This window comes from Rhodococcus sp. ACPA1, assembly GCF_002300195.1.
GTDB lineage: Bacteria > Actinomycetota > Actinomycetes > Mycobacteriales > Mycobacteriaceae > Rhodococcus_F > Rhodococcus_F opacus.
In genome coordinates, this window is the sequence record NZ_NSDX01000003.1 from 108,570 (window position 1) to 129,952 (window position 21,383).

The following is a 21,383-nucleotide window of genomic DNA, read 5'->3' on the forward strand; positions in this document are numbered from 1 at the left end:
CACGTGAGGTTTCAGATCGACAGGCCACCGTCAGCCACTATTGCGCTGCCGGTGATGTAGGAAGCGGCAGGGGATGCCAGGAAACCGACAACCGAGGCGATCTCGCTCGGCTCGGCCATGCGCCCGAGAAGCACCCGCGACACGAGGCCCGCCGCTCCATCGGCTCCGCCCGTAGCCTGCACGCGTTGCTCGCTCAACGAATTCATCATGCGCGTATCGACCGGCCCCGGGCAGACCGCGTTCACCCGAATGCCGTGGGGCGCCAAATCACTGGCTGCCGATCGGGTGAGACCCAGGACAGCGTGCTTGCTCGCCACGTAGGGCGCCAACAGCACCGACGAGCGGAGTGCGGCAACCGAGGCGACGTTGACGATGGAGCCGCCGTCCGCGAGCAACAGCGGCACCACGTGCTTGATGTTGAGCCAGGTTCCGCGTGCGTTGACGGCCCACACCCGATCGAACTCTTCTTCGGAGTACTCATGGATCGCGCAGACGCGGCCCTCGATACCTGCGTTGTTGACCAGAAGCCGGATCGGGCCGAGTTCGGCCCCCGCGCTCTGCATGTAGTGCGCCACTGCCGCGCCATCCGTCACATCGGCGACGTACGTCCGGAGCTCGGCAGTCGGAACCTCTGCGCGGACCAGATCCGCCACGCGGTCCAACTGCTGCTGGTCGCGGTCCACGAGCGCCAGAGCGTAGCCGTCGTGGGCAAGTTGGACAGCGGTGGCGGTCCCGATGCCACCACCGGCACCGGTGAGGATCGCCCCGCGCGAACGTGCCGATTCAGATTCAGTCATTCAGTGTGTCCTCCGTATCATCGTTACTTGGTGTCCCAGTCGGTGAGTACCGAACGCAGCGCAGAGAGCGCCCGCTCCGGTGCGTCCCATAAGACCATGTGGCCGGCCCCCGGCACTTTCACGAATCGCGCCTTCGGGTTGGACAGCTTTGCTTCTTCGATGGATTGCCCGGAAGCCATGGGGCTGTCGGCCCCGTAGATCAGCACGGTCGGCTCCGGGACTCCCGGCCAGAAGTCGAAGAAGTCGTCGCTCTCGAAGCCCTCGTGTGTTCGAGCGATGGCTTCGTCCGCGCAACTCGACAGCCAGCGAGCACGAAGTCCCAGTTCGCGTGGCGGCCAGGTCGGCCAGGTTCGCGCCATGTCCGCCGGATCCAAGCCGCGCCTCGCCGCGACGAGTTGATCCTCGAAGTCGTGCAGCGTGACGGGGTACGGCCCGCGGCCTGGGCCGCTCGTCATCGGTGGGTCGACGAGGATGGTGCCGGCCAGTTTCTCCGCATCGAGGGATGCTGCGAGTCCTGCTACTCGAGCACCCATCGAGTGCCCGAACAGGACCGGTGATTCAAGATGCAGGGAATCGATCACCGCTCGCGTGTCATCGACATAGTCCTTCAAGGAGTACGACTCGGCGCTGTCCGAGAGTCCTCGTCCTCGCATGTCGACGACAACGGGGCGGACGAGGTCGAGCAGCTCGCTCGCCACGAAGTCCAGTGTGATTGCAGGACTGGTGATTCCGGGCAAAATCACCATCGGCGGTTTGTTCCCGCCGTAGTCGAGCACGTGGAGCCTCAGTGTTCCTGTGTCGACCCAGCGGCTGGTCGCCCGCAACGATGCGAGGTCGGCGAGGGCCGTTTGGAGGACGGCCCTCGGGCGGCGGACATTATCTGCGGACAACGGCTGCTCCTCGTCGGAGGTCGGGCGAACCCGAAGATAGTTTGTCCACTGATCATCTTGCGTGGTGCAGTCGTTGTCAACCCACATGCCCAGCGCTGGAGGGATTGTTCAGGGTCGCGCGGCGCGGAAGTGGCAGCCCGCGTTGCGCCGGGAAAGTGGACCTATTCGCGCAATGATCAGTACGCAGAGCAAATCCGCGCGTTGCGGCCATCTGTGTTTGGCACTCGTCGTCGGATCGACTCGGTTCGGAAACCCCCCGAGTCAGAGACCTCCGGCGGGGAATCTGCGACTAAGGGACCATGTACCTGCATAGATGTGCGGACGGATAGGCCCCGCTGCCCGCAGGCCCGGTTCGCCGGACCGGCGGTGAGCCTGCGGAGATTTGATTGTCCAGATCCACCCCGCATCTCTTGCGGATGGAGATAGTCCGTGTTCCAATTACTTCCTGAAGCCGCGAGACGAACGTCACATAACTCGGGCGGGCGAAGGAAAGGCTGGCTACATCCAATGTCACAAACCGATCTTCCAAGGAGCGCCATGGCGACGGAATCAGCAGCGGCGAGGCCTGCCCTCGAGTCCGGTCCCAGTGCCCGCAACCAGCGCCGCGCGTACCTGGCAAGTCTCATCGGCAGTGTCGTAGAGTTCTACGACTTCGCCATTTACGGGACTGCCGCAAGCCTGGTCTTCGGTTCGATCTTCTTCTCCGGCATGTCCCCGGCCGCTGGAGTGATCGCCTCGCTGGCGACATTCGCGGCCGGATACCTGGCGCGTCCGCTCGGTGGGGTCGTGTTCGGTCACTTCGGCGACCGAACGGGACGAAAGTCCGTGCTGATGATCACCCTCGTCCTCATGGGTGTCTCCACGATGCTCATCGGACTCCTGCCGACTACGGCACAGATCGGCAGCCTCGCGCCGGTGCTGCTCGTGACCCTTCGCCTGATCCAGGGGCTCGCCGTCGGTGGCGAGTGGGGCGGTGCGGTGCTGATGTCGGTTGAAACCGGCCCGCAGAAGTCTCGCGGACTCTTCGGAAGCGCGACCGGCGTCGGAGCGGCGCTCGGGGCACTTCTGGCTACTGCGTCGTTCGCCGTCTTGGGACTTCTGAACGAGGATCAATTCATGACCTGGGGATGGCGCATCCCGTTCCTGGCATCGGTGGTCCTGATTGCAATCGGTGCCTACATTCGAATGAACGTCCAGGAGAGCCCGGTCTTCGAGGCTTCGGTCGACGAACGAGAGAATGAGACGAAGACCCGCAAGCAGGCACCCTTCGTCCACTTGATTCGCAACCACCCGGGACGGCTCGTGCTGGCGCTGTGCGTGTACGTCGGCCCGGTCATGGCTCAGTCCATCGTCAAGATCTTCGTCGTCTCGTGGGGAACGACCCACACCGACGCTTCGCGAGGACTCATGCTGAACGCCCTGACCGTGTCGCTAGCCGTGATGGTCGTCGGTGTGCCGCTCTTCGCCGCGCTTTCGGACAAGGTCGGGCGACGCGTTGTCTACGTGCCGGCAGCGATCCTGTTCGGAATCTTCTCGTTCTTGATCTTTCCCATGATCGGCTCGGGCTCTGCAGCACTCGTGTTCCTGGCCTTCTTCATCTCCATGGGGGTGATCGAATCCGCGTGCCTCGGTCCCGTCGGCGCGATCCTCAGCGAGGTGTTTCCGACCGAATCTCGTTACACCGGTACGTCCTTGGCGTACCAGTTGTCCAGTCTGATCGGTGGTGGATTCGGCCCCCTGGTCGCCGCGGCGTTGGCAACCACCCTTGATCTGGGCGTCATCGCGGTATCGCTGATGATTGCAGTGTTCTGCGCGATCAGTGCCGGCTCCACGATGATGCTGGGAGACACTCGAAAAGCCAACCTCACCCGGGTGTGAGAGTGCCGAATCGTGATGCGCCCGAGAGTTGACTCTCCAGGTTAGTCCGTGTGCAGAATATTCTGACTCGAGCGACGGAGTCGGGCGCCGCGGGAACAAACCGAATCCAGCCCTCGAGAGGCTGCAAAAGCGCGATCACTTCTTCCATCGAGGACGTCGTAGGGACGTCCGCGACGGGAATCCACGACGCGGGGACGGCGCAACTGCTGTTTCCTTCGTCGCGCTACGTCACGACATGCCCGGCCGTAGGGGCAGTATGAATTTATCGAAAAGACAAAGGGAGCTCGAGGAAAATGACGCATTGGTCTGCTGATTATGGTTGGCGTGGCAAGGTCGGGTTGATCTCTACACCGGTTATCGAGAACGCTCACGTCGAGCTCGCGCGTGTCGCTCCGGAGGGAGTGGGTGTGTACCAGACCTTCCCGTACGTACCGAACTTCCGCGTGGATGCCACGAATATCAAGCGGGCAGTCGAGCAGCTCGAGACCTCCGCCGCTGCACTCGGCTCGGCCGGCGTCGATATCGTCGGCCAGGTCGGCACGCCGTTTTCGTTCGCCGGCGGTACGGGTCTCGAGTGGGCCGAAGACATTTCCACAAAACTGGAAAAGGCCTCCGGGAAACCCGTCGCATTGATGGGCCTGTCCATCGTCGAGGCACTGCAGGAGCGGGGGTACAAAACCGTTGCCATCTCATCGACTTACTACAGCCGAGAGCTGAGTGAGCGGTACACGCAATTCCTGGAGGCCGGCGGCATTCGTGTGCTGACCATCAAGAACTGGGTCGACCAGAAGCGCTTCCCCGACGAGGAGTCGGTGGACGGTAGGAACCTCTGGTACCCGGCCAGCTACGCGTACAAGAGTGCGCGTGAGGTCGCGGCCGAGGCGCCCGAGGCAGACTGCATCATCATGTCCGGCGCCGCGGTTCACACGATGGACATCATTGCGCCGCTCGAGGCAGATCTTGGGAAGCCCGTGATCTCCAGCGACTCCGCATTCTTCTGGAAGATCCTCAGTCTCCTCGGCGTTCGCGAGACCTCCGGTGGCTGGGGCTCCCTTCTCGACAGTCTGTGATGCATGTGCGGCGCTTCACCATCCGTCGAGCATCGCACGGGCCCACCGCGCGCTGACACCATACGACCCTGTTTGGCGACGGGCGCACTCGTACCGGAACCTGTTGCGCAGGAACGTATTATGGGCCGTGAACACAAGATCGTCGAAAATCCTTACTGCTGAGCATCGGCGAGGTGATGGGCCGGCGCCTGGCGGTACAGCAGTGGATGTCGTATCGCCCGGGCCGGCCTCGGTCCAAGTAGTCAGGGCACTGATGGCAGCGGCTGGTGACTGCGATTGTGGCAGGATCGCTGAGGTTCTGAGCGGGCACAGCGCCGGGAAATGCGGTGATCGGGCGCACGTCGGTTCCGCTTGCGGCCGGAGATAGTGTGTGATCGGATTACCTCTGAATCAATTGCTGGTCAGCATGTCTCGGTAGCGACCTGGACAGGACGAATCGGGACATATCGCGCCCCCGGGTCAGGAGTGGCCAGGGGGCGCGGTAGCAACTGAAGGAGGCACAGGGTGGAAGTCAATGATGCGCGGACCATCGAGTCCGAAGCGGAGGGGGTCGCGTTCCCCCGTGGGCAGGCCGCCCGGATCTATGCCGCGAGTTTCGTCGGGACCACCATCGAGTTCTTCGACTTCATCGTCTACGGTACGGCGGCGGCGTTGGTGTTTCCCCAGGTCTTCTTTGCCGGGGTTCCCTCCGCCATGGGCATCGTGTTCTCCTTCGCGACACTTGCGATCGGTTACGCTGCCCGACCGCTGGGGGGCATCATCGGTGGTCACTACGGCGATCGGTACGGCCGCAAATCCGTGTTGGTCGCCACGATGGCGGTCATGGGTGTGAGCACGTTCCTCACCGGGTTGTTGCCACCGTCGACAAAGATCGGCATCCTGGCACCGATCCTCCTCATCGTGCTGCGCGTGGTGCAGGGTGTCGCGGTTGGTGGTGAGTGGGGCGGTGCTGTGCTGATGGCGGTCGAGCACGCCGGCAAGAAGAAGCGAGGTTTCTCCGCCACCGCCGTTGCCATGGGCTCGGCATGCGGTGTATTCCTGGCCTATGCGTCGTTCGCTGCTCTCGGCTTCCTTTCCGAGGAGCAGTTCGAATCGTTCGGGTGGCGCATCCCGTTCGTGGCGTCGATCGCGCTGGTGATCGTCGGCATGTACATCCGACTGAAGGTCGAGGAGTCTCCGGTTTTCCTGGAAGCAAAGAAGGAGGCGCCGGCAGAGTCCGAGCGGAGGTTGCCGATTTTTTCCCTGATCAAGGAACAGCCAGGCCGCACCGTCGTCAGCATCCTGACCTACACGGGGCCGTTCATGGCGCAGGCGATCCTGACGACCTACGTGATTACCTATGCAACAACGGAGTTGGGGTTGCCGAGGCAGGTCTTCCTCAATGCCATGATGATCTCGTTGCTGGGCATGATGGCGATGGTCCCCGTGCTCGGTGCACTCTCCGACAGGATCGGACGTAGGGCGATCTACGTTCCGGCCTGCCTGGCCTTCGGTGTCTTCTCGTTCTTCACATTCCCGATGGTGGGAACGGGCCAAACGTGGGTCATTTTCCTGCTCTTCATCGTGGGGATGAGCTTCTTGAACGCCGCAACGCTCGGCGTGGTCGGGTCGATTCTCTCCGAGGTGTTCCCTACCCGGCACCGGTACACCGGTGCGTCTGTGGCATACCAGTTCGCCGGCCTGATCGGCGGTGGCCTGGGGCCGCTCGTCGCAGCGGCAATGGTCGGAAGCGGCATGCACGTGGTGTCGGTCGGAATCATGGTCGGGGTCTTCTGCCTGATCAGCGCGATCGCCTGCTACAGCCTCGGCGACACCCGCAAGCATGAACTCGCGGACTAGCTAGAGGTCGACACGCCGGCGACGCCCCAAGTGCCCCGAGCCCATTGGCTCGGGGCACTTGGGGTTGAACGGCGGATGACATCGACGACGTGTTCGTCCTCAGGGCACTTCTGGAGAGCCATGGCGAGAAGTCCCTGGACGACTGGGCCGGACACCGTGACGCCACCGGTCAGGTGTCGGGGCCAGAATCGAAGTTCTGACCTGCGACACCAGGGCTGACACCGGATCAGCCCTGTCGGTCAGCGACGTCCTCCCAGCGCTGCGCGAGCGAATCCATCATCGAAACGACAATGTCCATCCCCAGGGGACCGAAGCCCTCCATGAGCAGGCCGTCCAACTTCTGCGCACGTCCGACCAGATCCTTCACGGCCGCCTTGCCCTCATCGGTGAGGTACAGGAGCCGCTTGCGCCCGTCGTCGGCAGGGCGGATCCGAGAGATCAGTCCGCGCTCTTCCAAACGGGTGACGATGCTGGCCATGGTCGATCGATCCAACGAGATGGAAGCTCCGACCATCCCCTGTTCGACTCCCGGGTAGGTGCGGATGGCCATGAGGACTGCCACCTGTGGTCCGGTTGTCGTCGTGTCGACATGGGCGAGCCAAGCCGCTTGGTATGCCTGGTTGAGACGACGAAGAAGGTGCCCCGGTGCCGACATCATGTCGGGTGGGGTTGGGTACTCACGCTTCTGATCGTGATGGTTCATAGCCGGAGTCTCTCGCTGCTTGGCCATGGGCGGAGGGTACGCCTGCCTGTCGGTTGCTGGATGGCTCCCCCGGCATTTGAGTGCATCGATCGTCATATCGATCGCCCGGCCCGGACTCGACTTGCCGCCTCGACGACCAGTAAAGTCCGTGATACGGAGTCGGATTCAGCAGCCCCACCCGGTACCTCAACTTCGAGAACCGGCGTCGCAACGCGGCCAGAGGGCCGAGGAACGCCTGTACCCCCGACTCGACGTTTCGAGGGTCAGACCTCGCGAACCACGTCTCACGACCGGACCCGTCCACGGACGAGTCGGTACCCGAGAACAATCACCACTGTCGCCACCGTCGCCAGCGCAGCCGCACGGAGTGCCGGGCCCGCCGCAGCGCCGAGGATGTTGAGCGAATCCTCTTCCTCCGACGCATTGGCTGAGGCACCCGGCTCGCCCGTGGCCCCGTTGAGCTTGTCGGCCAGCCGTGCGGCGAACTGGCCGATGATCTTGTCGGCGACGTCCGACATGATGCCGCGGCCGAACTGTGCCGGCCGTCCGGTGATGTTGAGATCGGTCACCATGGTGACATTGGTCCGCGCGGCACCGGCGGACTCCATGGAGCCCGTGACGACCGCGCGCGCGGATCCATTGCCGCTGGTGTCTCGCCCCTCGGCCTCGATCACCAGGCGTCGGCTCGACTCGTCACGCTTGATGTAGACCCCGGCGCCTTTGTACTTCAACGAGACGGGGCCGAGCTTGACTCGCACACCGCCCGTGAACGAGTCACCTGTGTACTCGGTCAGGTCTGCACCCGGGAAGCAGGGTGCGACGAACTCCGGATCGTTGAACGCCCTCCACACATCGTCGATCGGCGCCTCGATGGTGAACGTGTTGGTCAGTTCCATGATGCTCTCCTGGGTCTTGTCGTGTCAGCGGCGCGACGCGGGCCGGAGCTCGGGGACCGCGAGGTCGCCTCTGTCGACGATCAGTTCGTCGTCGAGGTACAGCGAGCAGTTGCGCATCGGAATGTCCATGTGGCACGGCGTGTCGTTGGGGCCGCCGAGCTCGTTGTTGGGCCCGGTGGAGATCATTACGTTGCCATAGTACGAACGGGTCTCGACCCCGATCACGTTGGGATCCTGCACCATCCCATGCCAGCGCGCGCGCTCGTCGAGGCCCCAACCCACATGGCTCATGCCGAAGCCGCGCGGATCGGCGAAACCGTCGATGTGTGCCTTGACGAAGTCGGAATCGAGGCCGGAATGCCCGTCGACCCCTCGGATGTCCACGATGAAGCCTTTCTCGATCGTGAACTTGACCGGCGACTGCACGTAGGTGTCGAAGGGATGGATGATGTCACCCGGGCTGAGCACGATTGTGCCGTCCACGCCGTCGTCGTAGGCGCCGGTGAATGCGAACCCGCAGCCCCAGTGATCCCAGCGGCCGGGGGTGTCCGTGTAGCCGTACTCGGCCATCGCCGGGTACTTTCCGAGGCGGTAGGTGACATCGGTGCCGAGGTCATTGGTGATACGAAGGGACTTCGCCTCGGCCAGGTACTTCTGGGAGAGTTCGACGCGGTCTCGCAGTTCGTGTGTCGGGAAGAGACGTGCCAGTACCGGCACAGGCTCGATCGCGGAAAGCACACGTGTGCCGGCGCCCTGGATCTCGAACTGCTCGGGGCTGAAGAGCATCAGCGCACAGTCGACGACCATGTCGGCCTTCTTCAATGCGTCCACGGCCAGCGGGTTGGAGCCGAGCCCCACGTCGCCGACCTGCCAGGCACCAGCCGGGTCGCTGGGGGCCGGCAAGCGCAAGTGGTATGTCTGGGCGCCCAGACGCTGCGCCGCCCACATGAAGGAGTCTGCGTAGGCGGTCCTCTCGTCACCGCGTGTCAGAATGGCGATCGTCTCTGACTCGTTCACTCCGCAAAGCTTCAGTTCCTCCAGGCAAAGCTCGTTGAAGGCAGTCGGATTCATCGTGAAGACCCCTCTCGTGAGGTAGTAATTCGTACACGGACTATCGCATTGGATCCGATGTTTGTTTGCCGTCAATGTTTTGTCAAGCGGTATGGCGGCCTGCTCGAAGTCTCCGCACTGTGAGGCGTGTTTCAGCGCTGTCAATTACGCGAGGCAGGGAGGGTCGGGGGGTGGGGTTTTTCGTTCGAGGATGGCGAGTGTCGAGACATCTATTGCGAAACTCGTCAGTGTGCGTACTATCTAGGTGAGATAGTCGTCCTGGGAGGTAGTCATCAGAACCTCGGCACGGCACCCACCTTGTTTCAGGAGGTTCCATTGAGCAACCATATTCACAGAGTCGTCATCGCGGGCGGAGGCCTCGGTGGTCTCACCGCGGCCTACCTGCTGCGCAGTGTCGGCATGAAGGTCACCGTGCTGGAGCAGGCCAACGAACTCGGGGAGGTCGGTGCCGGCATCCAGACTGCGCCCAACGCGAGCCGGATCCTGATCAACGCCGGCCTGCGGCCCCAGCTGGAAGCGATCAAGACGCAACCCACCAGCCAGGTGCGTCGACGGTGGAGCGACGGCAAGATCCTGGCCAGTCGGCCGCTCGGCGACACCCTGTGGCAAGAGTTCGGGGCGCCGTACTGGCACTTCCACCGCGCGGACCTTCACCAGATGCTCGTCGATGTGTGCTCGGATCCCACGTTGCCCGGACCTGTTGTCGACCTGCACACGAACTCGAAGGTGGCTACCGCCGACCAGTCGAACCCGGCGCTTCCGGTGGCAATCACCGAGGACGGCCGCCGATACGAGGGTGATGTCCTCATCGGAGCTGACGGAGTGCATTCACGGGTGCGTGCCGCCATGGGTATGAGCGAGGAGGAGGACCTCCTCTTCTCCGGGCAGATGGTGTTCCGGGCGATGGTGCCGGGTGAGAAGTTGAAGGCGGACCCTGCTACCCGCTTCCTGTGGGACAGTTTCCATTCGACGATGTGGTACGGCCCTGGTAGGCATCTGGTCCACTACTTCATTCGTGGTGGGGAGTACCTGAACGTGGCTGCGGCCCTCTCCAGTGATGTGAACCTGGACAAGGGCTGGACCGAGGAGACGACAGCCGAGGAATTCATCAGGGCATTCGGCGACTGGGACTCGCGGATCGCTTCGATCCTGGAGAAGGCCGAGGGGCCGATCCTCAAGTGGGCCCTCTTCGCGCACCGGTGCAATCCGGTCTGGGTCCAGGGGCATGTCGGGCTCCTCGGCGATGCCGCACATGCGATGGTGCCGTTCCAGGCTCAGGGTGCCTCGCAGGCGATCGAGGATGCGGCCGTGCTCGCAGAGGAACTCGCCGTCGTCGACAAGGACCAGATCTCCGCTGCGCTGCTGCGCTACGGCGCAAAGCGCGCCAAGCGTGCAGGGATGGTGCAGGAGGCCTCGGCGCAGAACGCCCACCTCTACCAGCTGCCCGACGGACCCGAGCAGGAGCTCCGGGATGAGAAGCTGGCACGATTCGAGGGAGAGTCGGACGTCTCCTACGAGTGGCTCTGGAACGGAAGGCACGAGCCGATGTCTCCCGCGTATGTCTTCAGCAAGGGGGACCGCCCGGCTCTTGCGAGATTGCAGGACGAATGATCACTCCGTTTCATGCGACATTGCCTGTGTCGAGCGACCAGGCGCTCAACGCTCTCGCCGACCGAGAGTTTCTGGCCGAGTGCGTTCCTGACGTGAAGCTGGAAACCGGCGTCGCCGATGAACTACTGCGGGGCACTTTCACCAGCGACGACCCAGCAGCGGTGGCCACTTATCAGTTCGGGCTGCGCCTCATCGACTTCGACTCGGATGGACGCAGTCTGCGGTACGAGGCGCTGGCGCGTCAGGTCGATGGACGGGGCCTTGCGTCCCTGATCGTGGACGTGGATGTAACCGTCGAGGGCGAGGGGAGTGCGCTCGTGATGAACTCCTGTCTCAGCATGGCAGGAATCGGCAACCGCCGCTCCCACGCGGAGATCGAGCGGACCGTCTCCGCCAGGCTTTCGGAATTCGGCACCAGGGCCGTTGCGCTGCTCGGCGAGGACACCGGAAGAACCTGGCGGGCTCCCGGCGCTGCAGCGCATCAGAACCCGGCACCGCTTGCCGTGGAGCCGGGGGCCGCGAAGACTCTCGTCGACCCCAGGTTGAAGCGGGTCATTCTCCCACTCGGTACCTTCGGAGGGACAGCCTTGTTCACCTACTTGATCTGGCGTGCGATCCGCGCGGTTCGGGGCGACGGACGATTGCGGGGTGCGGGCTCGTGAAGCCTTCAAGATTCGATTACCTGCGGCCGGACAGCGTTGACGAAGCGCTCCGTATGCTCGCCGAGGATCCGGATGAGTCGAAGATCCTTGCCGGGGGCCAGAGCCTCATCCCGGTGCTGAACTTCCGTATGGCATCGCCTGAGCGCCTGATCGACATCAATCGATTGATCGATCTCGCGTACCTCAGATCCGTTGACGGATACCTGCAAATAGGTGCCCTGACCAGGCATGCCACCCTCGAGAAGTCCCGGCTGATCGAGCGCCGATGGCCGCTGTTGAAAGAGGCTGTCCACTGGGTGGCGCATGCCGCGATCAGAAACAGGGGAACAATCGGTGGCAGCGTTTCGCACGCCGATTCGGCTGCCGAGCTGCCGGTCGCATTGACCGCCCTGAATGCGACCATCGTGGCGCGTTCCAGCAGCCGGGGCGAGCGGTGCATCTCCGCGCAGGACTTCTTCGTGGGAACGATGACCACAGCTTTGGAGCCGGACGAACTACTCGTCGAGGTCCGTGTACCTCCGCTCCCCGCCGGTCACGGGTTCGCATTCGAGGAGATCTCACGACGGAACGGCGACTTCGGCCTTGCCGGTTCAGCCGTCGTCCTCACGGTCGAGCAGGGCAGGTGCTCGGACGCCAGGATCTCGCTTCTCGGGGCGGCGCAGACACCGTTGCGGGTCCCCCGAGCCGAAGAACGCCTGACAGGAAGCGTCATCGACGATGCTGCTGTCGAGGCGGCTGTTCAACTTGCGTGCGAAGCCAGCGAACCCACGGGAGATCTTCATGGCTCCGCAGAGTACCGACGATCACTCATCGGGGTGGTCGTGCGCCGGGCGATAAACAAAGCAGTCGAAAGAGCAAAGGAGGGCCGCGATGCAACTCCGCGCCATGACCACTAGCTTGAACGGGAAAGACTTCACTGCAGAAGTCGAGCCGCGGACGCTTCTGTCGGACTTCATCAGACACGAAGCCGGACTCACCGGCACCCATGTCGGGTGCGAGCACGGCGTGTGTGGCGCGTGCACGGTGGAGGTCGACGGCTCGCCCGTTCGGTCGTGTCTGATGTTCGCAGTCCAGGCCGAAGGTTGCCACGTCAGAACGGTCGAGGCCGTGGCAGGCACAGACGACGACTGGACTGTGCTCCAACAGGCCTTCCACGAGAATCATGCTCTTCAGTGTGGCTTTTGCACGCCAGGTTTCCTGATGGCCCTGCAGCCGCTGCTCCTCGAGAACAAGGAATTCACGGAGGAAGAAATTCGCGAGGCACTCTCGGGCAACCTCTGCCGGTGTACCGGATACGAGAGCATCGTGAAAGCGGTGACACAGGCTCTCGACACGTTGCGTGCCGCCCGAAAGTCGAGCGGGTCCACGGATAGCCTTCCATCCGAACAGGTTTCGGGGGAGTCGATGTCATGAATGCCAGTCCTGAACAGCACTCGGGGATGGTGGGACGGGCAACGCTTCGCGTCGAAGACCGCCCACTCCTCACCGGTACCGCAACCTTCCTGGACGATGTCCGGTTGCCCGGCGACGTACTCCATGTCGTGTATGTGCGGAGCACCATCGCGCACGGCATCATCAAGGAGATCCGGAGCGAGCATGCCGCAGCCATGGAAGGAGTGGTGGGTGTCTTCACGCGCGAAGACCTCGGTGACGTCCCCGACCTGGTGACGCCTGTCGCGAACGCGAGCAAGCCTCCGCGTCCCATTCTCCCGCACGAGCGGGTGCGTTACGTGGGCGAACCTATCGCCGCGGTCGTGGCGACCTCCCGCTACATCGCCGAAGATGCCGCCGGTCAGGTCGACGTGGACATCGAACCCCTACCGGTCGTGAGCCACATTGCCGATGCGCTGGACCCATCCAAGCCGATCCTGCACGAGTCCGAGGAGATCACCTCGAACGTGCTCTTCGACCGCCTGATCGAAGTGGGTGACCCGGACGGGGCCTTCGCCGAGGCCGCCCATGTCGTCGAGCGCGTCTTCCGGCACCCGCGGGTTGTTCCGTCGCCGATGGAGGGACGCGGTGCAGCGGCGTACGTCGACGACGGTGAAGTCGTGCTCTGGTCCTCGACCCAGTTCCCGCATGCGCTCATGGAATGCGTCAGGGACCTCTTCGGGTTCCGGGTGCGAGTCAAGTGCCCCGACATCGGAGGTGGGTTCGGGCTCAAGAGTGTGGTCTCCCCCGAGGAGCTCGTGGTGGCCTGGCTGGCCGTCAAGCTCGATCGATCCGTCAAGTGGGTCGAGGACCGCGCGGAAAATCTCATCGCCTCGGCGCACGCACGCGACTTCGAGGTCAAGGTTCGTGCTGCGGCGGACGCCGACGGCAACTTGCTCGCGATCGAGTTGGACTCCCTGGGCAATGGTGGGGCGTACTCGGTCTTCCCGATCACCCACGTGCTCGAGACGGCCGGGGTCCTTTCCATGACCCCGGGCCCGTACCGTCTGTCGAACTATCGTGCCCGCGGGCGGGCCGTCACCACGAATACCTGCCCGGCGGGACCGTACCGTGGCGTCGGACTACCCGTCTCCACGTTGATCCACGAGCGGATCATGGACATTCTCGCCAAGGAGGTCGGGATCAGCGCCGTCGAGATCCGCCGGCGAAACCTGATCACGCCGGAGGAACTTCCTTACACGACGGTCACGGACCAGAAGTACGACTGCGGTAACTACCCGGCTGCTCTCGAGGCGGCTGCCGAAATGCTGCGTGTGGACGACTTCGCGGCAGAGCAGGCGGCGGCTCGTGACGACGGGAAGATCCTGGGCCTGGGCATCGCCACCTATGTGGAGTGGACAGGGAACAACTCCAAGCTCTTCAAGCAGCGCGGCATGACGGCGATGAAGGGATGGGACAGCTGCCAGCTCAGCCTCGGGCAGGATGGGCGCACCAAGATCTGGACGTCGAGCCCGTCCATCGGACAGGGCAGTGCGACGACCTATTCGCAGGTCCTGGCCGACGCCAGTGGGATCGACTACGACGACATCGACGTGATCCAGAGTGACACGGGTTCCGGCGAGGTTGACGGAACAGGTACCGGCTCCTCGCGGAGTGCGTCGGTTACCGCCGGGGCGATCGTCACGGCCGGCGAGGAACTCAAGGGTCGCCTGCTGGAGGACGCGGCGGCACTGCTCGATGTTCCGGTTGATCGCCTGCAGATCCGCACCGGTCTGGTCTCCGTGGTCGATGACCCGACGGTGTCCGAATCTGTTCGGAGCTTGGCGGCCAAGGCACCGGAGGGGCGCTACACGCTCGGCCGGACGTATGAGGCCGAGACCGTCCTGTACTCGTACGCCACACACGCTTGCCGCGTGGAGGTGGATCCCGAGACAGGCTTCGTGAAGGTTCTCGACTGGGTCGTGGCCGAAGATTGTGGCCGGGTCATCAATCCTCTTGTCGTCGACGGGCAGACCAAGGGGGCCATCGCCCAGGGTATCGCCGGGGCTCTCTACGAGTCGTTCCAGTACGACAGTGAGGGACAGCCTCTGGCCGGGTCCTTCATGGACTACCTGATGCCGACGGCGAGCGAGCTGACGAACGTTACCGTCCGGCATCTTCCGGTCGCGGCGCCGGACGGCATCATCGGTGCGAAGGGAGTCGGCGAGGGTGGAACCATCGCGGCCGGCGCATGCCTGGCGAATGCGGTCACGAATGCCCTGGAATCGGAGTTCAACGAGCTCCCGATGCATCCCGAGGGAGTGCAGAAACAGGCTCAGTTGCTGCTGAGCCGGCTGTCAAGAGTGGAGACCGCGTCGTGACCCGAGCCGAAAATGCCGCAACTGTTTCGCACACCGCGCCCTTCTCCGGGCGAGTGGGATGGGGGCGCCGTCCGGCGTTCATCGTCGTGGATCTCGTGCATGCGTACACCGATGCGGACGGAATGTTTGCGCTGCCCGGGATGGAGGCAGTGGTCGAAGCGACGGAAACGCTCGTCGGTGTCATGCGTCGAGCGGGCTTTCCCATCGTCTGGACGGATGTCAGGTACGACGAGACGATGTCGGACGCGGGCCTGTTCGGCAAGAAAGTGCCGGGACTGGCCGCATTCGCAAAGGGTGCTCCCGAGCGCGGTGGCAAACTTGTGCTGCAGCCCGAACCCGGAGACGTGCGCATAACGAAGAACTATGCGAGTTCCTTCTTCGGAACCTCCTTGGCATCGACTCTGCACACTGCCGGCGTGGACACCGTCCTGGTCGGCGGCGTATCCACATCCGGTTGCGTGCGGGCTACGGCCACCGATGCCCTCAACCACGGTTTCAGGCCCCAGGTGGTTCGCGAGACGTGTGCCGACCGGAGTCCGGAGCTGCACGAGTCGAACCTCCGCGACCTCGATGCGAAGTATGCGGACGTATGCCATCTGGATGAGGCCATCGCCCGGGTTGCCGCTCTGCCCGGCCTTGAAGGCTAGTACTGCAACCAGTGCCAGACGTGAACGAGGACGTGTCACGGGCACGCGACGCGACTGACAGCCGCGTATCTCGTTGACTGGCAGAGAGGTCAGCTCTTACACATCGGTAGACCGGTCCGCCGCAAAGCGTGTCGTGTCATCTCGATGCCCTGATCCACGGCGTGGCGCTGTTGCTCGCCCCATCATTTTCACGTCAAATTCCAATGCGTGCAAGACATCTAGCGAAAGGGAACAGCATGGCCAATATGTTGAGTCGGGAGACGGTACCGGCGCCTCGTCGGTTGCGACAGGCGCTCGAGGAAGCACCGCGAACCGGACCTGTGATCGCCCCCGGCGCATACGACGCACTCACGGCGCGGTTGATCGAACTTGCGGGATTCGACGCTGTCTACTTGACCGGTTTCGGTGCGACGGCGTCGCTGCTGGGGATGCCGGATGTCGGCCTGCTGACGGGAACCGAAATGGCTGATCAAACACGTCGCTTGGTTTCCGCCGTCGATATCCCTGTCATCGCTGATGCTGACACCGGATATGGAAACGTCGTCAATGTAGCTCGAACTGTGAGTGTCTATGAACAGGCCGGGGCTGCTGCGATTCAACTCGAGGATCAGGTGAACCCGAAGAAGTGCGGGCACATGAGTGGCAAGGCACTCGTGTCGGCAGGCGAGATGATCGGCAAGATTCATTCGGCCGTGGACGCACGGCGCAATCCGGACACGGTACTGATCGCACGTACCGACGCTATTGCAGTCGACGGTGTGGAAGCCGCAATTGCGCGAGCTAGGGCATACCATGCGGCCGGCGCTGACGCATTGTTCGTCGAGGCACCGACCAGCGAGGCAGACATCGAGCGCCTGGCCGGAGAACTCGCGGCCGAGATGCCTCTTGTTTTCAATTGGGTCGAGGGCGGGAAAACGCCCCCTCTCACCTTCGAGCGAATGCGAGAACTGCAGTTTGCAATGGTCATTTATCCGATTGGAACCCTGCTCGCAGCAACCGCGCGTGCACGTTCCTACCTGGCGGACCTGAAGGAACACGGCACGCCTACGGCGGCGTCGTTGGCTGGACTTCCAAGCTTCGAGGATTTCACTTCGGTGGTTGGTTTGCAGGATGTGCGGGCTCTCGAGAACCGCTACGTGTCCGAGGAAGCAGTTCCCGCTGTGTAACAAAGGCAATGGTGGGCTCGGCCCGAAGAACTTCCCCCACAAAACATCTGGAGATTTGGAATCCGTCGCCTCATCCGCACGGTCATCGACAGATCCGGGCCGGCCAACAGAGATTGTTCCCATAGAACGCGGGAATCGGCCCGCATCAGCACCTTGCTCGGCGTTTGTGGCACAGGCGGCGGGCGGTGGTCACGGTTCGGATGACCAACCGCCCGTTCCACGGCGGATCCGCAGTCGTCGCGGCGGGTACTGCACTGCACCCGCGGTCGACACCCGGTTGATGACTGGATTATTGTTTCCATCAATACGACTATTGCGCTTGCTGTTACAGCCCTGTGCGATCGACTGCACTCCACCAGGCGTCGCTGTGTACGGAGAACGGCTTGTCGGATATCTGCAGGGCCAACGGTGCAGTCGGCGGGGATGCGGCCACCGGCCCGCGCATCTCCAGCCAACACAAACTGCTGGGACGAGATGGGCATCATTCTCGATACCGATGCCGATTTCAGCAACGCTACGCCCAACCGGAAGCACACAGGAGTTGGAAAAGTCAGATGACGGACAAACGCGTTGCGAAAGCATTTGTTCTCGATGAAATAGGTTATGACGGACTTGTCGAGATCGAGCGCGAGGTGCCGTCAGTGGGACCGACGCAGATCTTGGTCGAGATGAAAGCCGCTTCGCTTAACTTCCGCGATCTCAAAATTCTCAAAGGCGTCTACGCTGTGAAGCCCAATTTGCCCATCGTGCCTCTGTCCGATGGGTCTGCACAGGTGATCGAAACCGGAGTCGAGGTCAGTCGATTCAAGGCCGGTGACAGAGTTCTCCCGATTTACATGGAAGGCTGGTACAGCGGTCCCGCAACGAAGGATAGACGGGGCTGGAAAGCGAAGTCTGCCGATGTTGACGGTACGGCCATCCAGTATGCAGTTTATGATCAGGAAGACATACTCCCGATCCCCGCATCGCTTTCCTATGAGGAAGCTGCATGCCTGCCTTGTGCCGGCGCGACGGCTTGGCAGGCATTAGTTTATGTCGGCCAAGTCAAGACTGGCGATACCGTCCTGATCATGGGCAGTGGCGGCGTTTCGGTGTTGGGTTTACAAATCGCACTGATGAGCGGCGCGCGTGTGATCGCAACCTCCAGCGACGACGCGAAGCTTCAGCGACTGATCGACATGGGCGCCGGCGACGGTATCAATTACAAGAAGAACCCCAATTGGGAAGAAGAGGTTCTGAGGCTGACCAACGGTCGCGGCGTCGATCTCGTACTGGACGTGGTGGGCGCGGCGACGATCGGACAGTCGATGCGTGCGACGAAAGATGGGGGCTATGTCGGGAGTGTCGGGAACTTGAGTGGGGAATTCTCATCGGCCGACGCAACAGAGCGCGGAATTCGTGTCGCAACCATTCCAGTCGGCTCTCGCGAAATGACGGAAGACCTGATGAGGGCGCTTGATCTGCACAACGCGAAACCGGTCATCGACAGAAGGTTCCCGTTCAGGCAATTGAGGGAAGCCCTGCAATACCTGGAAAAGGGCCAGCATTTCGGCAAAGTGGTCATATCTTTCTAGACACCAAGTCGACCCAGCGTCGCCGATGGTCGAGTAAAGCTCGCTGTGGAAGACCGAGGTGCGGATTTGTAGAGCCCGATCACGCACTCCATCAGGCCGTTGCCAGACGTATCGGCAACCGAACCGATCGACGGCCGGATGCCCTCGTCGGCGAGGTGGTCGATGAAATTCATGGGATATAGCCGCCACGGGTCTCGACGACGTCAGTCCTCGGCGATCGTCTCCCATCGGCTTGCCAAAGACCTCAGTAGGTCGACAATCAGTTCTTGGCCGAGGGGCCCATATCCCTCCATGAGAAGGATGTCGAGCTCCTGGGCGCGTCGGACAATCGCGTCGATTGACTCATAGCCCGCGTCGGTGAGGAATAGCAGTCGTTTACGCCCATCTTCGGCGGGCCTTTTCCTCTCGAGCCAGCCCCGTTCCACAAGGCGCTTGACGATGCTTGCCATAGTTGATCGGTCGACGGCGACTGATGCTCCGAGAGCTCCCTGCTCGACGCCAGGGTTACTCCTTACTGCCATCAGTACGGCGGCCTGGGGTCCGGTAGCGACCGGATCGACATGTTTCAGCCATGCCGACTGGTAGGCCTGGTAAAGCCGCCGCAGGAGATAACCGGGAGCGGAGACCATGTCCGGAGGAGCGTCGAGCGCATTCCGATCGTTCGTCTTCAATGTGTTGTCAAATCTATCGATTGTCACGGGTTCAGCTAACCATGTGTGACCTACGGCGGGTTGGCTCGACTTGACGGTTCGGCACGTTCGAGTGTCGGTGAGATTGGCGTGCGGTTCAGCGGCGACAGCACGCGACCTCGACGAAGAGGGCAGGGCGGGAGTGTCGTGTGCGCGTGTGCTCTCGGTACATGACAACTGCGGCCGCATAGAAGGATCGGCCGGCTGGTGTGCTGGACCATTACGGGAGGCGGCGTCGTCACTCGGTCACTTGCTGGGCGTGCCCTTCGTCGTCGGTCCACGCTGGACACGGGACAGTGGTCGGTGTCGAACTTTGCCCCGAGCTTGGGCGGCGGCACGAGTTGCGGAGCATTGTCGATCACGCCAACGGCGCACTTCTCGGTTTCCTCTGTCTTGGGTATTCGGTCGTGGCGATTTGCTTGTTTCAGCCTTGGATATGACTTTCGGCATCCTTCCATTCGGAGTCGCGAAGTTCGTTCTTACGGGTCTTGCCTGTGGAGGTTTTGGGTAGTTCGACGAGGAATTCGACCGAACGGGGAGCCTTGTACGAGGCGATCCTGGTTTTGACGTGGGCAACGAGTTCTTCGGTGCTGCCGGCGGTACCAGGGTTGAGGACGACGAACGCTTTGGGCCGTTCTCCCCATTTCTCGTCGGGAACCCCGATGACAGCTACGTCGGCGACGGCGGGATGACTCATCAGCGCTTGTTCGACCTCGATGGTGGAGATGTTCTCTCCGCCCGAGATCACGACGTCCTTGGCGCGGTCGAGTAGCTGCACGTATCCGTCGGGGTGCATGACCCCGAGGTCACCGGAGTGGAACCATCCACCGCTGAAGGCAGTAGCGGTGCCGGCGGGGTCGCGGTAGTAACCCTTCATGACGTTGTTGCCGCGCATGACGATTTCGCCCATCTCGACGCCATCGGAGTCCACATCGGTGAGGCTGCCGTCATCGGCCAGCTTCTCGCGGACCACCCGCAGGTGGTCCGCCGTGAGGAAGCCGACTCCTTGCCGGGCCAGTAGACGGGATTGCTTCCCGGGGTCGAGGTCGGCCCATTCGGGCTTTTCCTCACAGACCGAGTACGGTCCGTACGTCTCGGTGAGACCGTAGACGTGCACTAACGTGGCTCCGAGGGAACGGATTTCATCGATTGTCGTGGGGCTCGGCGGTGCGCCGGCGGTGACGATCAGCAACGGGCTCGCGAGTGGGTGCGCTTGTGGTGCGGACGCCAGCAGCGAGAGCACGGTGGGTGCGCCTGCCAGGTGATTGATGTGCTCGGTGTCGATCAGGGTCCAGATCGCGTCGCCGCGGACCGCACGCAGGCAGACGTGGGTGCCCGCCGCTGCCGTGACGGCCCAGGCCGAGCACCAGCCGTTGCAGTGGAACATCGGCAGGGTCCACAGGTACTTGGTATCGAGCGCGAATCGCTGGTGATGCAGCTCGCCGAGCGCATTGAGGTAGGCGCCGCGGTGGGTATACATGACACCCTTGGGGCGGCCGGTGGTGCCGGAGGTGTAGTTGATCGCGATGGTGCGGGTCTCGTCGTCCACTTCCCATGCGATGGCTTCGCCGTGGCCGCGGGTCAACAGCCCCGTATAGCTGGTGGTGCCGGGCACCTGCTCGTAGGTGCCGTCCTGGCTGGGGGTTTCGACGATCTCTGCGACGGTGGCGAGATTCGGGTGTTCGCCGAGCCCCCGTAGAAGTGCGGCGTCACCGATGAGGATCCTGGCCTCGGAGTGATCGCAGATGTAGGTGATCTCCTCGGCGGACAGCCGGGTGTTGATCGCGACGAGGATGCCGCCGGTCAGCGGAACGGCGAAATGGGCGAACAGCATTTCGGCGCTGTTGGATGCAAGATAGGCCACCCGGTCGCCGACACGGATTCCCGAGGCGCGCAGGGCGTGCGCGAGTTGGGTGACATCGGCCGCGAATTCGGCGTACGTCCATGTGCGATCGCCGTCGATCACTGCGGTCTTGTTCGGGTGTACCTCCGCGGCCCGAGCGAGGAAACGAAGTGGGGTGAGAGGCGTATCAAGCCCAGACATGATTGATCCTTCGAAGTGGGGGGTCCGGCAAGTATCCGTCTGTTAAATCAAAACGGTGTCCGCAGCTGGATCAGCTCTACTGCGGGGAGTTCGG

The 21,383-nt window shown here is 62.8% G+C and carries 19 protein-coding genes; 11 read left to right on the forward strand and 8 right to left on the reverse strand.

The genetic code is table 11. The features are described from left to right. Positions 1-11 precede the first annotated feature (11 nt). Entirely contained in the window at positions 12-797 is a 786-nt protein-coding gene (locus CJ177_RS11070; RefSeq protein ID WP_061044994.1) for an SDR family NAD(P)-dependent oxidoreductase, read from the reverse strand. 23 nt (positions 798-820) lie between these two features. After that, positions 821-1,687, reverse strand: coding sequence for an alpha/beta fold hydrolase (locus CJ177_RS11075; protein ID WP_095868201.1), 867 nt, complete (start codon positions 1,685-1,687; stop codon positions 821-823). Between the two features lie 537 nt (positions 1,688-2,224). On the opposite strand from CJ177_RS11075, the gene CJ177_RS11080 reads away from it, so the two are divergent. From CJ177_RS11080 to CJ177_RS11090, 3 genes are all read left to right on the forward strand, one after another. Next, positions 2,225-3,565 carry an MFS transporter gene (locus CJ177_RS11080; RefSeq protein ID WP_257014479.1) on the forward strand — a complete coding sequence of 447 codons (1,341 nt, stop codon included), beginning with the start codon at positions 2,225-2,227 and terminating at the stop codon, positions 3,563-3,565. 293 nt (positions 3,566-3,858) lie between these two features. Next, positions 3,859-4,635, forward strand: a complete 777-nt coding sequence (locus tag CJ177_RS11085) for a hypothetical protein (protein WP_005250297.1) — start codon at positions 3,859-3,861, stop codon at positions 4,633-4,635. 504 nt (positions 4,636-5,139) lie between these two features. After that, positions 5,140-6,474: an MFS transporter gene (locus tag CJ177_RS11090; protein WP_095867745.1), complete on the forward strand. Its 1,335-nt coding sequence runs from the start codon at positions 5,140-5,142 to the stop codon at positions 6,472-6,474. A 226-nt stretch (positions 6,475-6,700) separates the two neighbouring features. On the opposite strand, the gene CJ177_RS11095 is transcribed toward CJ177_RS11090, so the two are convergent. From CJ177_RS11095 to CJ177_RS11105, 3 genes are all read right to left on the reverse strand, one after another. After that, the gene (locus CJ177_RS11095; RefSeq protein ID WP_306453388.1) at positions 6,701-7,273 is read right to left on the reverse strand and encodes a MarR family winged helix-turn-helix transcriptional regulator; all 573 of its coding nucleotides are present in this window, start codon (positions 7,271-7,273) and stop codon (positions 6,701-6,703) included. A 188-nt stretch (positions 7,274-7,461) separates the two neighbouring features. Continuing rightward, positions 7,462-8,073 (reverse strand): SRPBCC family protein, encoded by a 612-nt coding sequence (locus CJ177_RS11100; RefSeq protein ID WP_095867746.1) that lies wholly within the window; start codon positions 8,071-8,073, stop codon positions 7,462-7,464. A gap of 24 nt (positions 8,074-8,097) precedes the next feature. Beyond that, on the reverse strand, positions 8,098-9,288 hold the full coding sequence (locus CJ177_RS11105) for a leucyl aminopeptidase (RefSeq protein ID WP_257014480.1): 1,191 nt from the start codon (positions 9,286-9,288) through the stop codon (positions 8,098-8,100). A gap of 171 nt (positions 9,289-9,459) precedes the next feature. Between CJ177_RS11105 and CJ177_RS11110 the strand changes: the two genes are divergently transcribed. The 8 genes from CJ177_RS11110 to CJ177_RS11145 all read left to right on the forward strand — a co-directional run bounded on the left by CJ177_RS11110 (position 9,460) and on the right by CJ177_RS11145 (position 18,556). Then, positions 9,460-10,755: an FAD-dependent monooxygenase gene (locus CJ177_RS11110; protein ID WP_025433441.1), complete on the forward strand. Its 1,296-nt coding sequence runs from the start codon at positions 9,460-9,462 to the stop codon at positions 10,753-10,755. After that, positions 10,752-11,417: a hypothetical protein gene (locus CJ177_RS11115; RefSeq protein ID WP_005250308.1), complete on the forward strand. Its 666-nt coding sequence runs from the start codon at positions 10,752-10,754 to the stop codon at positions 11,415-11,417. The genes CJ177_RS11110 and CJ177_RS11115 overlap by 4 nt, the downstream gene beginning before the upstream one ends. After that, a complete protein-coding gene (locus CJ177_RS11120; RefSeq protein WP_025433439.1) occupies positions 11,414-12,313 on the forward strand; it encodes a xanthine dehydrogenase family protein subunit M in 900 nt (299 codons plus the stop codon). The genes CJ177_RS11115 and CJ177_RS11120 overlap by 4 nt, the downstream gene beginning before the upstream one ends. Further along, the gene (locus CJ177_RS11125; RefSeq protein WP_005250313.1) at positions 12,288-12,830 is read left to right on the forward strand and encodes a (2Fe-2S)-binding protein; all 543 of its coding nucleotides are present in this window, start codon (positions 12,288-12,290) and stop codon (positions 12,828-12,830) included. Before CJ177_RS11120 ends, CJ177_RS11125 begins: the two co-directional genes overlap by 26 nt. Next, positions 12,827-15,169: a xanthine dehydrogenase family protein molybdopterin-binding subunit gene (locus CJ177_RS11130; RefSeq protein ID WP_095867748.1), complete on the forward strand. Its 2,343-nt coding sequence runs from the start codon at positions 12,827-12,829 to the stop codon at positions 15,167-15,169. The genes CJ177_RS11125 and CJ177_RS11130 overlap by 4 nt, the downstream gene beginning before the upstream one ends. Beyond that, positions 15,166-15,816, forward strand: a complete 651-nt coding sequence (locus CJ177_RS11135) for an isochorismatase family protein (protein WP_005250317.1) — start codon at positions 15,166-15,168, stop codon at positions 15,814-15,816. Before CJ177_RS11130 ends, CJ177_RS11135 begins: the two co-directional genes overlap by 4 nt. Before the next feature lie 236 nt (positions 15,817-16,052). Continuing rightward, complete coding sequence (locus tag CJ177_RS11140) at positions 16,053-16,982, forward strand: oxaloacetate decarboxylase (protein ID WP_061045001.1); 930 nt, start codon at positions 16,053-16,055, stop codon at positions 16,980-16,982. A 554-nt stretch (positions 16,983-17,536) separates the two neighbouring features. Then, the gene (locus CJ177_RS11145) at positions 17,537-18,556 is read left to right on the forward strand and encodes an NAD(P)-dependent alcohol dehydrogenase (RefSeq protein WP_095867749.1); all 1,020 of its coding nucleotides are present in this window, start codon (positions 17,537-17,539) and stop codon (positions 18,554-18,556) included. Here CJ177_RS11145 and CJ177_RS47370 read toward each other — a convergent pair. The 3 genes from CJ177_RS47370 to CJ177_RS11155 all read right to left on the reverse strand — a co-directional run bounded on the left by CJ177_RS47370 (position 18,553) and on the right by CJ177_RS11155 (position 21,289). Next, positions 18,553-18,729 carry a hypothetical protein gene (locus CJ177_RS47370; protein WP_179443200.1) on the reverse strand — a complete coding sequence of 59 codons (177 nt, stop codon included), beginning with the start codon at positions 18,727-18,729 and terminating at the stop codon, positions 18,553-18,555. The two genes, CJ177_RS11145 and CJ177_RS47370, sit on opposite strands and share 4 nt — an antisense overlap. A gap of 30 nt (positions 18,730-18,759) precedes the next feature. After that, positions 18,760-19,254 carry a MarR family winged helix-turn-helix transcriptional regulator gene (locus CJ177_RS11150; RefSeq protein WP_226955590.1) on the reverse strand — a complete coding sequence of 165 codons (495 nt, stop codon included), beginning with the start codon at positions 19,252-19,254 and terminating at the stop codon, positions 18,760-18,762. Positions 19,255-19,669: 415 nt separating this feature from the next. Continuing rightward, entirely contained in the window at positions 19,670-21,289 is a 1,620-nt protein-coding gene (locus CJ177_RS11155) for an AMP-binding protein (protein ID WP_061045003.1), read from the reverse strand. Positions 21,290-21,383: the final 94 nt, after the last annotated feature.